Source organism: Lysinibacillus sp. NPDC056232 (assembly GCF_042267565.1).
Classification (GTDB): Bacteria; Bacillota; Bacilli; order Bacillales_A; family Planococcaceae; genus Lysinibacillus.
On the sequence record NZ_JBHJTF010000011.1, the window covers coordinates 1 to 14995 of the forward strand.

Genomic DNA, 14995 nt, shown 5'->3' on the forward strand with positions numbered 1-14995 from the left:
AACTTGAAAAAGCTGCCGCCTGCAAAATACAGACAGCAGCTTCAAAAAGTTGCCTAGCTTTTTTTCAAAATGTCCTTTACAAAGGGTACACTTTATTCTGAGGTGGCCTGCTATAATCATAATTCCTTATATCATTTACGTTGTCCCAAAAATAAGAATTACGTTTGTTTAATTCTACGGGGAATTCTAAACCCTAATGCTATAGCTGCACCTAGACAGCTAGATAGACATCCTATTATCAAATAAATTGAAAGCGGTGATTCTCCAATTAGAACAGAGGCTATCCCTCCAATTACCGGAAATAAAGCTACCATGTACCCGCTTTTTGCAGCACCTATTCTTTCAACAAGCTTTAAATAAAATAGCCATGCTAAGAAAGATGCTATTAATGTTAAGTACAATAAAGCTGATATGTATGTTATGGATGTAGGAATGATGATCTTTTGCCCCTGTAACAAGACAATAATTGACATTAAAATACTTCCAACAGTAAAACCAATAGCATTCGAATAAATAGGGTCAATCTTTACTCTGGCGTTTCTCGCAGAACTTACATCACCAATAGCTGTAAGTACTGTACCTAAAAGAGCAATCAAAATGCCTTTTAGAACAGCTAAGCTAGAAAAACTACTTAAAGAAGGATAAATGAGAACACAAACACCCAACACTCCTAGTACTCCTCCAAACAAAACACGAGGATGTAGTTGCTCTTTTAAGAAAATACGAAGAGCTAGCGGCGTCAATATCACTTTTAACGAAAAGATTAATGTTACAATTGCTGCTGAACTTAATATTGTTGCGTAGTATAAACATAAGTAACTTAAAGCAAAGTTACAGACACCAAACACAATGATAAAAGGTATATCTTTACGTGCAGGCATCCCTTTTGGCTTAAGAAACAATACTAGTACAATAAATAAAAATGCAGTAATAACTAGTCGATAAGTCAAGGATAATTCCAAGCTTACTGGCGTTCCTTGAATTTTCACTGCAATAAAATTAAGTCCCCATACTATTAAACAAAATACATACATTAGATTTGTCACTTTATTTACTATACCTTCTGTCGTTCTTTAATTAACGAAATATCTAAAGAGAATATCCAGTCATTCTAGGAAAGAATTCCTCCATTTGAAATTATCGCCTAATATATAGTATCATCGCATATTATGTTTGTAAAAAGGTTTCTTTCATATCCTGCATCTATTTTGTTAGACTTCTCAAAGCAACGGAATTTATTCCAATATAATTACAGATGTGATGTTGTCGTACCTAGAAAATAATGATTCAGGATAACCCCTATTTACCTTGTCATTCATATCTTCGCCTTTATACGGGATCATGCAGGTCCATTCTACTCCAGCTACTATTAAAATGGAATAAAAATAGTCAATCAGATTTCTACGGTTGACTCTACAACATAATTCAGAAAAATATGAAAATAAAATTTACTATGTTAAAATGTAGTAGTATTAATATAGAGAAAAAATAGAAAGGAACAAAGTACAATGAATATTGAGTGCACACGATTTCGAGTGAAACAAGGTAAAACAGAAAAAGTAAATGAGTGGTTAGCTTTCTTGAATGAAAATATGGAAGATGTTCTAGTTACCCTTGAAGGCGAGAAAATGTACGTTGAAACGATTTTTCGAGAAGTGTTAAATGGAGAAGAATATTTGTATTGGTATGCTGTTCAAGGGACAGGTGGAATGGATGTCGATGAATCAGAACATTGGATAGATAAAAAACACATTGAATACTGGGATGAATGTATTGATGAAACTTTTAAACCTGTAGATTTAAAAACTGAAGTAGTGATGATTCCTGAAAAAGTACGAAATTCTATGAATTAAGCACTTTCTTACTAACGTAGAATTTAGTTTAAGAAGATTAGGACTTGCGTTTAGGACTGAACTTCCTATCTGTAAGTCCCTTTGTTTTGATTCCTAAATCCCCCCTACAAATAGCTCTGTAGCAACGATTAGTCAACCTACCTCTACTCTTGGTTCAATGCCTCTACAATAGCTTTTAACAATTCATTAAGATTGTACATACTCACTTTACTTTTGCGGTTGATACTAAATATGAAGATAGAATACGAGAAACGTTTACTTTTGAAGAATTAGATATTGATGAGAATATGCACAAAGAAGAAATTAAAAAGAAAATAGATAAAATTTTTGAATCTTGGGTTATTTCTAAGCTCAATATTTCCTACAGTATCATAGTAGACATGGATTTAGAATAGAACTCCTATTCTGATTTAACAGGGTTATTCGAGACACAAATACAACAAGTCTTACCAATCATGCCTAATCTCTACATCAGGCATCAATTACAAATCAGTCTGTAATGATCTGTGGTTTGCGTATGAGTGAGATTACATGGTTGGCGTTTTGATTCATTAGCTTTACAAACAATACGATCTTTATCGACTGTACACTGCAATATGACAAATTAGAGAAACGTTTTTTTAGACTGTACAAAGACAGGTGAAAATCATATTGTACATACCCCAAGGTAAATTAAACATAATATTTTTGGTTGTTACTCTCCAACTTACTACACTGTAACTATGTACAAATACTTAACATATAATAAAAAAACTATCTGGAGGTATTATCAATGTATTATGGGTTAAGCGGTTATCATCCAAATTTATATCAAATTTTGGAGAGCTGGACTGGAGAACCAAAAAATACTGTTTATTTTTTAATAAATAAATATGGTTTACCAAATGAAGCAAGTTCTAGAAGAATCATCTGGTATAACAATGGTCCTTGGAAGCGTACGATTGTTCATCTTGATACAGTTCCTCATAACACACCTACTCCCCATCTTGATTATTTGGAACAAACCATAGATTATAAAGTACCTGTTCAATTTTTTGATGATTTAGCAAAGTTTGATGGCAGCTTATATCCGGACCGAACGGCAGGTGAAACTTCTGCGAAATGCGATCAAGAAGCAGCGAATTTTATGGCTTTAAACTTGATGAATGACATCGTTACCGGAAAGAGGTCCGTAGAAGACGCACGTCGCGCTGCAGTTGAAATTGAAAAAGCTTTCCGATTAAATGGTCAATTTTCATCATACACCACAGGATTTCTATTCCCAAAACAATATAACACCGCTGATCCCGATATCAGCTTTTTTTAAGCAAGCCTAACAGAGGGTGTTTACATTATTACTTCAGATTATTTTTATCTCTAAGCTCAGCACATTACAGATTTTTCAAAAGCATTTCAAAATTATATATAATTCCGCTTTTATCAATTATTAACTAATGCATACGTATTTATTACTCGATAACAGTTTTTGAGTGTCTTTACCTATCTAAGCCTCGGAGAAAAAATATCTATTATTGCATTTATTATTCCTGGCACAAGAAGTACTATACCAAAAAAGACAGTAAATAAATTAAAATGTATTGTGTCATAGAAAGCAAACCACTCATTGAAAATTGAAGATTCCGCAATTCTTCCGAATAGAGTTCCATCAATATCTTTCAAATTAGGTATCCACCCTGTTACTTCAAATGTAATAAATAGTATCTGTGACAATAAAAATGAACAAATAAGTACTACCCACGATTTTTTCCAAAATGGAATTGAATTTTTACGTTTATTAGCCAAGTTATATCCCCCTCTAATAATTATACGTAAAATTTGGGAATAAGTTTCAAAATTAAACATATTTTTACTTTTTATATACCCCTATCAATTTCGTTGTATTGCACATAACCCAAGGCTACTTATGACAGAGCTAAGGAAGTATGTAAAATCAAAACAAAGATTCTGTTAAAATTTGGGTGAACGCGTCAACGAAACACTAAATACCTATTCACACATATCAGATAACCAAAAGGCTCAAGCAAGTGTCCTTTTCGATAATTTGTAATAAATAAAAAAGCCCATTAGGCGCTGAGTTATTCAGTCACCTAACAGGCAATTACTATAAGACTTAAAGGGTTAGTCTCTTTGAATTTATTCCAAACTCCAAATCCTTGATACAACTACTCTTGAATCGCTGCCTCTAAAGCAACAACGATCATATCGTTGAATGTAGTTTGGCGTTCTTCAGATGTTGTTACTTCGCCAGTTAAAATGTGGTCACTTACTGTTAGAATAGAAAGTGCTTTACGGCCATGTTTTGCTGCTAATGTGTAAAGAGCTGCTGATTCCATTTCTACAGCAAGTACGCCGTATTGAGCTAATTTTTCGTTTTGATTTTCATCAGAATAGAACATATCTGCTGTAAAGATATTACCTACTTGTAAGTTTAAACCTGCCTCTTTACCTGCATTGTATGCTTTTAATAATAAATCAAAGTCAGAGATTGGTGCGAAGTCGATAGCGCCACCCCAAATGATTTGGTTCATACGTGTATCAGATGTTGCTGCTTGCGCTAAAATGACGTCACGAACTTTTACATCTTTTTGAATTGCACCACAAGTACCTACGCGGATTAATTTTTGAACATCATATTCTTGCATTAATTCTGTAGCGTAAATCGAGATTGAAGGCACACCCATACCAGTACCTTGTACAGAAATACGTTTACCTTTGTACGTACCTGTATAACCAAACATGTTACGAACTTCGTTATAGCAAGTAACATCTTCTAAAAACGTTTCAGCAATGTACTTAGCACGTAATGGATCTCCTGGAAGTAAAATTGTGTCAGCGATTTCGCCTTTTTTTGCATTAATATGAATACTCATACTGCAATCCCTCTTTTCTGTCAGTTATCACTATAAATAATACTGTGTTTCTCGTATTTTCGCAACGCTAGACGTCTAGCAACTTGAAATAAATTTAATTGTTTTAACTTATGTCATGCGAGATCTGCGTATAATGACCACAACTCATCAAATACTTCTATTTTTAAGTTATCTGTGGCGTAAGATTCGATATAGGAAGAAAGCTCATCAAAGTCCATGCTCTGCTTCGGAAAATTATGCTCATTGAACACTTCCTCTGCAAATCGCACCCTCGCATCTGACCAATCCCCACCTCTGAATGTTAGTGCATACAAATAAAAGCTCTTTTTCATACTTAAATCCCCTTCTTACTCATCTACTTTCCGCTAGTTTATCAAAAAATACCTTCATAGTCACAAAAATATCCATTAAGTATTTTCTCCTACTATAATTAGTAGAACAAACTTACAATTTCACTGGACTTTCCTCACAGAAAAATAATATGTATTTTTTATCTGAAAAATGAAAATTATTAGAAAAAAGGAATAGAAATACCTAGTAAAATAAGGTAAAATTTAAATCAACTATTCAAAAATAGGAAGGTGATGGCGATGAAAAACTCTCATAAATACAGAAACTCCGTAAAGAAGCGCCCGTCTCTCTTTAAAAACAGCTTTTCAAAAAAGAACGCAAATGTTTTAGAAGGCAATAGGCATAATCTCCCTCACACCAAAGAAAAACGACAACGTTTTTACCATTTAATTCGAGGCAAAGTACTTATTATATTTTCTCTCCTTATCGTTATAAATGGCACAATGGGTTTATTATCGTATATCAATATTCAAAATCTGCAAAGCCAAATGAAGGATTTTACTGAGAAAAACGTTCAGGAACAATTAACCGTTAACCAACTTGCGTATGAAATTGCGAGGCTCACCAATTTAGAACAAGCCTATTTAATTACCGGGAATGGGAACTTTTCTACTTCTTATAATATGAAAATTGATTCCATCGATAAAAAAATGAAATCCCTAGAAATGCAGTTTACAGAAAGAGAGCTAGAGTTAGGTCATATACAGGCAATTGATCAATATTATAAAAATTACCTTGAATATTCTAAAAAGGTAATGACAATGCGTGATGAACTTGGTCTCGAACAAGCCCGTAAGCTCATGATGGGCGGTACTGGAGAAACAATGAAGGTGTATATTGATAAAAATATCGAGTCTATTAATGAGGTTATGGATGATGCAAATAAAGCAAAATTAGATAAGCTTAACAAGCAAGTTACACTATCTATTACTTCTTTCTTCTTCATTTCAATACTTGGATTTATTGCCATTATCATTTTTGGTTATATGTTATTTAAATCATTAAGAAACAATACCCAGGCTATTAACCATTCCATTCTCGATATTGCACAAGCTGGTGGCGATTTGACACGACGTGTTAAAGTTCGTAATCATGACGAGTTCTCAACTATTGCCGCTTCAACCAATACGCTGATTGAATCGATATCTAATTTGATGAAACGTGTTAGTAATCTGGCGGACCACGTTTCCAGCAGTAGCCAAGAGCTAATGTCTTTAGCCGATGAAAATGCCCATACTATACAGAATATTGCAGATGCTACAGCTGATATTGCATGCGATAGCGAGAATACGATTTCAAGTATGACGAGCGCGCAACAAAAAATGAGTGATCTTGAGCATTCTGTGCACCAGTTAAATGAGCAAGCAAATGCTGTTCAGCGTGCATCATTCGCTATGCAGCAAGCGGCTAATGATGGCAGTCGCTCCGTTCAACAATCTTCATTAGTCATGCAAGCTATAGAAGAAACGATGGCCTCCACGACTACCACAGTTGAAGCACTTGGTCGAAAATCCGCCGACATAACATCTATTATCGGCACAATTACTGCCATTTCAGAGCAAACAAATTTACTTGCCTTAAATGCTGCGATTGAGGCAGCACGCGCTGGTGAACACGGACTAGGCTTTGCCGTTGTCGCTGATGAAGTTCGAAAGCTAGCAGTACAATCGCAAACTGCCGCAAAAGAAGTAACATCCATTGTAACGTCCATTCAAGACGAAGTAACATCCATCATCTCTCAAAACCACGAGGGTGTATCGTCTGTTATTCGTGGCGTTGAAGTAACGAATGAAACAAACCAATCTTTAACCAATATTTTAACGCATACGAAAGAAACGACGACAATTATCGCGACTATGGTGGAGAAAATTGCACTAACACTTGATTATAGTAACGCTGTAGCGAATGATTTTGTCCATGTGAATGCCTATGCTGAACAATCAGCTACCAACACAGTCACTTCTGCTGCTGCGGCAACTCAAGGATCTGCATCCATGCAGGAAATTAATGCCGCTGCCACAGAGCTTGCTCAACAAGCAGATAGTCTGCGAAATCTTGTCAGTGAATTTAAAGTTTAAAGCGCCCTAATAGGTTCTCTATCACATGTTTGGGTGAAGCCCAATATCGAGCTTTCCCAAACGTTCTGGAACCTAATTTAATGACATTCAATTAGTGCTTTGACAAGTCTATCCGTCGCTTGATTGGTCATCCGTCGTTCCGATGATTCTTTCCGTCACTTGGACGTTTCTTTCCGTCGTTATGTTTGCTCTTTCCGTCGTTTGGACAAGTCTATCCGCCGCTTGATTGGTCATCCGTCGTTCCGATGACTCTTTCCGTCACTTCGACATTTCTTTCCGTCGTTACATTTGCTCTTTCCGTCGTTTTGACGAGTCTATCCATCGCTTGATTGGTCATCCGTCGTTACGATGACTCTTTCCGTCACTTCGACATTTCTTTCCGTCGTTACGTTTGCTCTTTCCGTCGTTTGGACAAGTCTATCCGTCGCTACAATGACCCTTTCCGTCGCTTCGACATTTCTATCCGTCACTCACGATACCAAAATCATTTTAAAACCATAAAAAAACTCCTAGCACGATATATCCATGCTAGGAGTTTTTATTATTTAAATAACGAAAGGTATTCTGCATAGCCTTCTTTTTCTAAATCCTCTTTTGGTACAAAGCGGAGAGCAGCGGAGTTAATACAATAGCGTAAGCCTCCAAGATCACTTGGTCCATCAGGAAAGACATGTCCTAAATGGGAATCGGCTTCTTTGCTTCGAACTTCTACGCGACGCATTCCATGAGATGTATCGAAATGCTCCGTGACTTCTTCCTTTTCAACCGGCTTGGCAAATGCTGGCCAGCCACAGCCCGAATCGAATTTATCAAGCGAGCTAAATAATGGCTTCCCTGACACGATATCTACATAAATACCTTCTTCAAAGTGCTTGTCATATTCATTACGGAACGGTGGCTCTGTACCATTTTCCTGTGTCACGTAATATTGCAAGTCCGTTAACTGTTGTAAACGTTGTTCTTTACTCATTTTTCAGCCCCCAGTGTGTCTCCTGAAACGCTTTGCGACCAGACCCGACAGCATAGCGCTCATAGTGCATTGGATTTTTTTTATAATAATATTGATGATAGCCTTCAGCCGGGTAAAACGAACTTGCTGGTAAAATTTTCACTGCGATAGGCTTATCGAATTTACCGGATGCCTGTAAATCTGCTTTAGAACGTTCAGCCAACTCATGTTGCTCATCATTGTGATAAAAAATCGCGGTTGTGTAGGATTCTCCACGATCATAAAATTGTCCCCCAGCGTCTGTTGGATCAATTAATGTCCAAAATGTCGCGAGTAATTGTTCATAAGAGTATAGCTCATCATCAAACAGAATTTGCACCGCTTCAACATGCCCTGTCGTTTCGGAGCATACTTGTTCATATGTTGGATTGACAACATGTCCACCCGTATAACCGGAAATTACTGATTCAATGCCAGGTGTTTCGTCAAAGGGCTTGACCATACACCAAAAACAACCACCTGCAAATGTTGCGTATTGCTTTGCCATTTATCTCACTCCTTATTCACCGGGAACAATAATTTCTAGTAAAATTTTATCCTTTGGCAAGTCTACTTCTTTTGCCTTGATACGAGATCCTGAAGCAATGTTAATGCGTGATAAGTCAATATAGATTTCTGCCTTATTTGGATTAATTGAAATCCATGAAGGGAAATCCACCGTGTCTCGCATAATTTTCATGGTTGTCTCAGGTGGAATATTTAACAGCCCAACATTCATTCCTGTCTGTTTTAAAATAATATTTCCTTTCTCATCAACTATCGGATCGAAGTTCATAGAAATGTCGATTTCTGTATAGAAAACCTTTAATGTACTTTTCAATTGAATATCGTCACCAATCGTAAAGTCCAACGGTAATGGTGATCCCGCATCCTTTAAATACTTCTTCGATATAGATTCCAATTCCTTCCTTGTTGTTTGCACAACAAGTACATTTCCTTTTACTTCACTTTCAGCTTTTGAACTTTCCGCTAAATTTACTCCATCTACTGGTCTAGTTGCTAAAAAAACGACGAGGAGGATTGCAAAAAGCAGTGTGCCCGCTAAAGCAAAAAATGCAAATTTCCACTTATTCATTTTGTCACTCCTCGTAGCCTATTTCCTTGTTAATCTTTTGTTCCATGTTACACTTCTCCATTGCCTTTAAAATTCGCTCATTCATTTTGTCATAGCCTTTTGCATTTGGATGGAAGAAATCCGTATGATAAACGAGCTCTTTATTTGAATCAAACAGGTCTTCCACTGATACATAGCATGCATTCTTATCTTTCTTTGCTATGTCCTCAATGACTTTATTCCACTCCGTAATAATCGAATCAAATTCATTCGCTTCATTTGTCACGATCGAGAATGGATTATAAAAACCGATAAGTAATAAAGGCACTGTTGAATTTTTCTCTCGTATGCCTTCAATAATTTTACTATAGCGTTTCTTATACGCCCGCAATTCTTTATCAAAAGCATTTCGTTTCAAATTAAACAGATCGTGTTTAACGATTTTCATGACATCGTTTCCACCCATTGTAATGGAAATGAACTGTGCTTTTTGCAACTCTTCATCATAATGCCCTTTTTCCACTAATTTTAATAGCTGATCACTACGTCTTCCTCTTTTTCCTCGATTATCGACTTCAACCTCAGAAATAGAGGGCCAAGCTTTTATTGAATCTGTTAATCTTCCAACATAACCGTCTTTACTATACTCATCACCCACACCTGCTGTTAAAGAATCTCCGAGTGCTAAGTAATGTAGTTGCTTTGCGTTATTATTATCAATTTTCCGTAAATCCTCAGGTGATGGCTCAAAAAAATGTTCAAAAATTTGCGTCAATACATTCTTTGAGGTTTTTTCCTCATTTTCTGTTTGTTGCTCATCCTGTTTCATATCTTGCTCCGTCCCTGCGTGCTCCCCTTCTGGTTCAGCTTGCGGATTCGGTTCATCTATTGATATTGCACAACCACTTAGTACTAAGACGGTCAAACATGACAAAACTATTATTCGCCAAATGCTCATTTGACCACCTTCCATCATTTGCTTACTTCTATTATAGAATAGTTCATGCTGCAATGAAAAGTGACTATACCTAAGTATTGAGTAAAAATGTATGTTTACAGCTTTTTTCGTATAAAGAGGCATGCACCATTCCTAAAATAAAAAGCCACTACAATTATTTATGTAGTAGCTCTCATATATTATTCTGCAAAATAAATAAAACCGATTGCACCTGGGCCAGTATGTGTCGAGATGATTGGTGAAGTAAAGTTAATTTCTACGTCATTAAAACCTGTTCCCTCGATTAATTCTTTTAAAGGTCCACCCATCGTTGTTAGACCCTCAGCATGAGAAATTCCAACTGTTTTTACTGTTTTTCCAGCAGTGTCAGCTTGGAATTGTTTAAATAAGTAGTTCACAACCTGTTTATGGCTACGTACTTTGGATACGGGATTGTATGCGCCACCTTCTAAGTTTGCAATAACTTTTATGTTCAGCAAAGAACCGATAAACCCTGTACCTTTCCCAATTCGTCCGCCTTTAATTAAATTTTCAAGTGTGTCGACAATAACATATAAATACGTATTTTCGCGCACTTTCTCAAGACGCTTAATAATTTCCTCGACAGTAGCACCTGCATCGCGCATTTTAATAGCCTCTCGAATTTGAATGGCTAGACCTGTGGTAATAAAACGTGAATCGATTACAGTTACATCGGAGTCGGACATTTGCGCTGCCTGACGAGCTGATTCCACTGTTCCGCTCATACTACCTGTCATATGAATGGAAATAATTTGATCTCCGTCTTTCCCTAGCTCATCGTATAATTCTTTAAATTTTCCCGGTGCAGGTTGTGAACTTTTTGGTAGGTTTTTAGCATTTTTCATTAAACCTAAAAAAGGTTGTGGCTCTAAATCAACACCATCTATATAAGTTTTATCATCAATTTGAATTGTTAAAGGCACAATATGTATACCATGCTGCGCTACTTCTTCTTTTGTTAAATCACAAGTTGAGTCCGTTACTATATGAATTCGTCCCACTTCGACACATCCTTTTACTTCATTAAAATTTATTATATAGACTAATGAATCATTATGTAAACATGACATTTGTCATTAGGTTTCACTCATTGCAGTCCATTATGAAATCGTTACCTTGGATACTATAGCGCTTTGTTAAGCCCTTGTCTAACAATGTCCCCATGCATTTCACATTTATATGACACTTTTGATGTCGAAAACATGACAAATGTAAATACTAGGATGAAAATTATTGGGGTATAGTAAATGTATACACGAAAGGAGTGTTCGATATGATTGATTCTTTTGACTATAAAACATGGAAGGAAGAATTGTGGAATGCCATTACACATGGCATTGGATTTATCGCAAGTATTCCAGCACTAGTTGTTCTTATTTTAGCAGCTGTACAAACCGGTAGCGCACTCCAAATTACTACGTTTACTATTTTTGGTGCCTCTGTGATCATTTTATTTTTAATGTCAACGTTGCTACATAGCATGCCAGAAAAATACAAGCACTTTTTCGCCATTCTGGACCATTCTTCTATTTACATTTTAATTGCAGGAACGTATACACCTTTCCTTTTAATCGCAATTGGTGGCACGCTAGGTATTACGTTATTATGTATTATTTGGTCACTTGCGATACTAGGTGTTATTTTTAAATGCTTTTTTATTAATCGATTTGAGAAGCTTTCTTTAATTTTTTACATCGGTATGGGCTGGCTGATTATATTTGCCGTTAAACCTGTCTATCTTTTCTTAGGTTTTCATGGTTTTGCTTTACTATTAGCAGGTGGGCTTTTCTATACGATTGGAGCGCTCTTTTACGCATGGCGTTCACTTCCCTACAATCATACGATTTGGCATCTATTTGTGCTAGCTGGATGTGGCGCGATGTATGCTTGTGTTTATTTTTACTTATAAATAACAAAAATCGCTTCCGTAAAAAAGAAGCGATTTTTGTTATTTGTTATTACCTATTAATTCCTTCGTTAATGCCTTTATTGCCCATATCATTTCTTGCATATCTTCTTTATTATTCATTTCATTTCGAGCATGAAGTAAAACAGGTCTAACCGATTCTACTGAACGTCCAAAATCATACATCCATTCATAGCGCGGCACCATCCAAGTATGAAAATGATGTGTCGTATCTTCATTATAAAAATAATAAACATATTCTATTCCTAGAACATCCCTTTGAGCCTTTCTAATTTTAGATAAAAGGTTTATATAATCCATTTTTTCCTCATCGTTTAGCTCATCAAAACATTTAATATGGCGCTTAGAAGCCAAGATGATTAATCCTTTTATCGGATAAGCAACATCTTGATGGGCATGAAAATAGTCTGTTTCAATCACTACGCCCCCATCTGGTTCGATGAGTCCGCTTGTAATTGCACAGCTCAAACATTCAACTTCTACCGTTTCTCCATTTGATAAGGTTATTTTTCTCATAGATGTTCCCCTTTTGTTTGATTCAACAATTGGAATGTTAAGCGTTTTTTCCCCATTATAAGGGTCAATTATTCGTCGTTTCGTCGTTTCTATCCGTCGCTTTGGTGGCCCTTTCCGTCGCTTCGTCGTTTCTATCCGTCGCTTGATTGCTCTTCCGTCACTTCGACGTTTCTTTCCGTCGCTTTGGTGGCTCTTTCCGTCACTTCGACGTTTCTTTCCGTCGCTTGATTGCTCTTCCGTCGCTTCGACGACTCTTTCCGTCACTCCGACGTTTCTTTCCGTCGCTTTGGTGGCTCTTTCCGTCACTTCGACGTTTCTTTCCGTCGCTTGATTGCTCTTCCGTCACACCGACGTTTCTTTCCGTCGCTTTGGTGGCCCCTTCCGTCGTTTCGTCGTTTCTATCCGTCGCTTGATTGCTCTTCCGTCGCTTCGACGACTCTTTCCGTCACTTCGACGTTTCTTTCCGTCGCTTGATTGCTCTTCTGTCGCTTCGACGACTCTTTCCGTCACTCCGACGTTTCTTTCCGTCGCTTTGGTGGCTCTTTCCGTCACTTCGACGTTTCTTTCCGTCGCTTCGAAGACTCTTCCGGCACTGCGATGGACGTATCGAATTTAAAGAGCTCAGCCGGAACGTAAATCAACCCCACGTTATGCTGATGAGCTTTACAATCATTTATTCTACAAATATTTCCAAACACCTTTATTTAGGAACGAAAAAAAGCACGGTCATGCATAACCGTGCTTCGTAGTACCTATTTTCTTTAGTTCTTACGCTCAAAAATCTGATATTGGAATGTGTAACCCTCTGGTGCAGTTTCTGGCTCCTCTGAGGAAACTTCTACAAAATCCTGCTCATATTCCGGGAAGTATGTATCCCCATTAAATGCATGATTGATTTTTGTAATGTACAAGCGATCTGCGATATCCATGCATAAGAGGAAAATTTGCTCGCCGCCAATAATCATAATTTCTGGAACATCCCCAGCAAGGGCGAGGGCACCCTCTAAGCTTGTCACCACTTCAATCCCGTCCGCATGATAACTTGCGTCACGAGTAATGACAATATTGCGTCGACCAGGAAGCGGTCTACCGATAGATTCGAATGTTTTACGCCCCATAATCATTGGTTTCCCCATCGTTTTATCTTTAAAATATTTTAAATCCCCAGGCAAATGCCATGGCATGCCATTTTCATAACCAATCACATTATTATTATCATGTGCCACAATTAAAGAAATCATCTTGTCCCTCCAAATTCTATCGTTCATTATATTATAAACATAATTTTACTTTACAATCAGATTATTTCTGCTGAGAAATTAAATTATTTTCTTATCCGATATTAAATCCTAGTAATTTTATAAGAATAGTTTATAATAAGATTAATAAAAGAAATTTAAAGGATTGATGAAGATGACGAAGTTAAGAGATGAAGCGATCCGTTATATTAAAGCAAGTGATTCTTCTAAACAATACTATGATTTAACACCACAAGAAGCGAGAGCCATTCGAGTTGTGCCAAAATGGACGTCACCACACGCACCACAGCTTGCGGCAATTGACAATAGAAAAATAACAGTTCGAGATGGCGCACAAATTAATGTGCGCATTTATAGACCTATTTTAGACAAAAAGCTTCCTGTCATTGTTTATTATCATGGAGGCGGTTGGGTATTTGGAAATGTAGACTCTACCGATGCAGGCTGTCAGCTACTAGCAGAAAAAGCACAAGCAATCGTTGTCTCGGTTGATTATCGCCTAGCTCCAGAATACCCATTCCCTACACCGCTTTACGATGCCTATGACGCTTTAGTGTGGGTTAGCGAAAACATCCAAAATTTCGGTGGAGATACTGCAAATCTGACAATCGCTGGTGATAGCGCGGGCGGAAACTTAGCAACGGTAGCTGCCTATTTAGCTGCTACATTAAATGGACCAGTGATTAAAGCGCAGGCACTTATTTATCCTGTAGTCAATGTTGATTTTACAACGACTTCTTACAATGCATACGGCGAACACTTTGGCTTAGACAAACAAGGAATGCAGTGGTTTGCGGGCCATTACACAGATGAACAAAACTATATGGATCCACTTGTTTCTCCACTTCAGATTGAAGATTTAAGTGTTTTACCAAAAACGATCATTATTGCTGCAGAGGCAGATGTTCTCTACGATGAAGGTCATGCATATGCCCAAAAACTTACGGATGCCGGAGTGACTGTTGAACATGTAAACATGACCGGTTTAATCCATAGCTACTTTAGTAAAATGAATTTTTTCGAGCAAGCGACGATTGAAACAGCTGAAAAAATTGCTAATTTCGTAAAATAAGTTTGTCTATCAGCATAAAATAATGCG

Annotated in this window: 20 protein-coding genes; 5 read left to right on the forward strand and 15 right to left on the reverse strand. The window is 37.0% G+C overall.

Features of this window, described 5'->3' with window-relative positions:
• Positions 1-158: 158 nt before the first annotated feature.
• The gene (locus ACFCYJ_RS10325) at positions 159-1046 is read right to left on the reverse strand and encodes a DMT family transporter (protein WP_376073857.1); all 888 of its coding nucleotides are present in this window, start codon (positions 1044-1046) and stop codon (positions 159-161) included.
• A gap of 462 nt (positions 1047-1508) precedes the next feature.
• Here ACFCYJ_RS10325 and ACFCYJ_RS10330 point away from each other — a divergent pair, with 462 nt between their 5' ends.
• A complete protein-coding gene (locus ACFCYJ_RS10330) occupies positions 1509-1853 on the forward strand; it encodes a DUF6176 family protein (protein WP_376073859.1) in 345 nt (114 codons plus the stop codon).
• 772 nt (positions 1854-2625) lie between these two features.
• Entirely contained in the window at positions 2626-3159 is a 534-nt protein-coding gene (locus ACFCYJ_RS10335; protein ID WP_376073861.1) for a hypothetical protein, read from the forward strand.
• A 173-nt stretch (positions 3160-3332) separates the two neighbouring features.
• Here the strand turns inward: ACFCYJ_RS10335 and ACFCYJ_RS10340 are convergent, their stop codons facing one another.
• The 3 genes from ACFCYJ_RS10340 to ACFCYJ_RS10350 all read right to left on the reverse strand — a co-directional run bounded on the left by ACFCYJ_RS10340 (position 3333) and on the right by ACFCYJ_RS10350 (position 5055).
• The gene (locus ACFCYJ_RS10340; protein WP_376073863.1) at positions 3333-3635 is read right to left on the reverse strand and encodes a YfzA family protein; all 303 of its coding nucleotides are present in this window, start codon (positions 3633-3635) and stop codon (positions 3333-3335) included.
• Between the two features lie 380 nt (positions 3636-4015).
• On the reverse strand, positions 4016-4723 hold the full coding sequence (gene deoD, locus ACFCYJ_RS10345) for a purine-nucleoside phosphorylase (protein WP_053485916.1): 708 nt from the start codon (positions 4721-4723) through the stop codon (positions 4016-4018).
• Between the two features lie 113 nt (positions 4724-4836).
• On the reverse strand, positions 4837-5055 hold the full coding sequence (locus ACFCYJ_RS10350; RefSeq protein ID WP_376073865.1) for a YozE family protein: 219 nt from the start codon (positions 5053-5055) through the stop codon (positions 4837-4839).
• Positions 5056-5313: 258 nt separating this feature from the next.
• Between ACFCYJ_RS10350 and ACFCYJ_RS10355 the strand changes: the two genes are divergently transcribed.
• Positions 5314-7152, forward strand: a complete 1839-nt coding sequence (locus ACFCYJ_RS10355; protein WP_376073867.1) for a methyl-accepting chemotaxis protein — start codon at positions 5314-5316, stop codon at positions 7150-7152.
• A gap of 108 nt (positions 7153-7260) precedes the next feature.
• Here the strand turns inward: ACFCYJ_RS10355 and ACFCYJ_RS10360 are convergent, their stop codons facing one another.
• The 7 genes from ACFCYJ_RS10360 to ACFCYJ_RS10390 all read right to left on the reverse strand — a co-directional run bounded on the left by ACFCYJ_RS10360 (position 7261) and on the right by ACFCYJ_RS10390 (position 11195).
• Positions 7261-7386, reverse strand: a complete 126-nt coding sequence (locus ACFCYJ_RS10360) for a hypothetical protein (RefSeq protein WP_376073869.1) — start codon at positions 7384-7386, stop codon at positions 7261-7263.
• A gap of 80 nt (positions 7387-7466) precedes the next feature.
• Complete coding sequence (locus ACFCYJ_RS10365; protein ID WP_376073871.1) at positions 7467-7622, reverse strand: hypothetical protein; 156 nt, start codon at positions 7620-7622, stop codon at positions 7467-7469.
• A 71-nt stretch (positions 7623-7693) separates the two neighbouring features.
• Complete coding sequence (gene msrB, locus ACFCYJ_RS10370; RefSeq protein ID WP_376073872.1) at positions 7694-8122, reverse strand: peptide-methionine (R)-S-oxide reductase MsrB; 429 nt, start codon at positions 8120-8122, stop codon at positions 7694-7696.
• The gene (msrA, locus tag ACFCYJ_RS10375; protein ID WP_376073874.1) at positions 8115-8648 is read right to left on the reverse strand and encodes a peptide-methionine (S)-S-oxide reductase MsrA; all 534 of its coding nucleotides are present in this window, start codon (positions 8646-8648) and stop codon (positions 8115-8117) included. Before msrA ends, msrB begins: the two co-directional genes overlap by 8 nt.
• Positions 8649-8660: 12 nt before the next feature.
• Positions 8661-9236, reverse strand: a complete 576-nt coding sequence (locus ACFCYJ_RS10380) for a YpmS family protein (RefSeq protein ID WP_376073876.1) — start codon at positions 9234-9236, stop codon at positions 8661-8663.
• Between the two features lie 4 nt (positions 9237-9240).
• Positions 9241-10173 (reverse strand): GDSL-type esterase/lipase family protein, encoded by a 933-nt coding sequence (locus tag ACFCYJ_RS10385; RefSeq protein ID WP_376073878.1) that lies wholly within the window; start codon positions 10171-10173, stop codon positions 9241-9243.
• A gap of 179 nt (positions 10174-10352) precedes the next feature.
• Entirely contained in the window at positions 10353-11195 is an 843-nt protein-coding gene (locus ACFCYJ_RS10390; protein WP_376073880.1) for a DegV family protein, read from the reverse strand.
• Between the two features lie 272 nt (positions 11196-11467).
• Between ACFCYJ_RS10390 and trhA the strand changes: the two genes are divergently transcribed.
• Positions 11468-12103, forward strand: coding sequence for a PAQR family membrane homeostasis protein TrhA (gene trhA, locus ACFCYJ_RS10395; protein ID WP_376073882.1), 636 nt, complete (start codon positions 11468-11470; stop codon positions 12101-12103).
• A 39-nt stretch (positions 12104-12142) separates the two neighbouring features.
• On the opposite strand, the gene ACFCYJ_RS10400 is transcribed toward trhA, so the two are convergent.
• From ACFCYJ_RS10400 to ACFCYJ_RS10415, 4 genes are all read right to left on the reverse strand, one after another.
• A complete protein-coding gene (locus tag ACFCYJ_RS10400; RefSeq protein ID WP_376074036.1) occupies positions 12143-12637 on the reverse strand; it encodes an HIT family protein in 495 nt (164 codons plus the stop codon).
• A 199-nt stretch (positions 12638-12836) separates the two neighbouring features.
• Positions 12837-12983 (reverse strand): hypothetical protein, encoded by a 147-nt coding sequence (locus tag ACFCYJ_RS10405; protein WP_376073884.1) that lies wholly within the window; start codon positions 12981-12983, stop codon positions 12837-12839.
• Positions 12980-13189, reverse strand: coding sequence for a hypothetical protein (locus tag ACFCYJ_RS10410; RefSeq protein WP_376073886.1), 210 nt, complete (start codon positions 13187-13189; stop codon positions 12980-12982). The genes ACFCYJ_RS10405 and ACFCYJ_RS10410 overlap by 4 nt, the downstream gene beginning before the upstream one ends.
• A gap of 209 nt (positions 13190-13398) precedes the next feature.
• Positions 13399-13878 (reverse strand): dihydrofolate reductase, encoded by a 480-nt coding sequence (locus ACFCYJ_RS10415; protein WP_376073888.1) that lies wholly within the window; start codon positions 13876-13878, stop codon positions 13399-13401.
• A 172-nt stretch (positions 13879-14050) separates the two neighbouring features.
• Between ACFCYJ_RS10415 and ACFCYJ_RS10420 the strand changes: the two genes are divergently transcribed.
• Positions 14051-14968 carry an alpha/beta hydrolase gene (locus ACFCYJ_RS10420; protein WP_376073890.1) on the forward strand — a complete coding sequence of 306 codons (918 nt, stop codon included), beginning with the start codon at positions 14051-14053 and terminating at the stop codon, positions 14966-14968.
• Positions 14969-14995 lie beyond the last annotated feature (27 nt).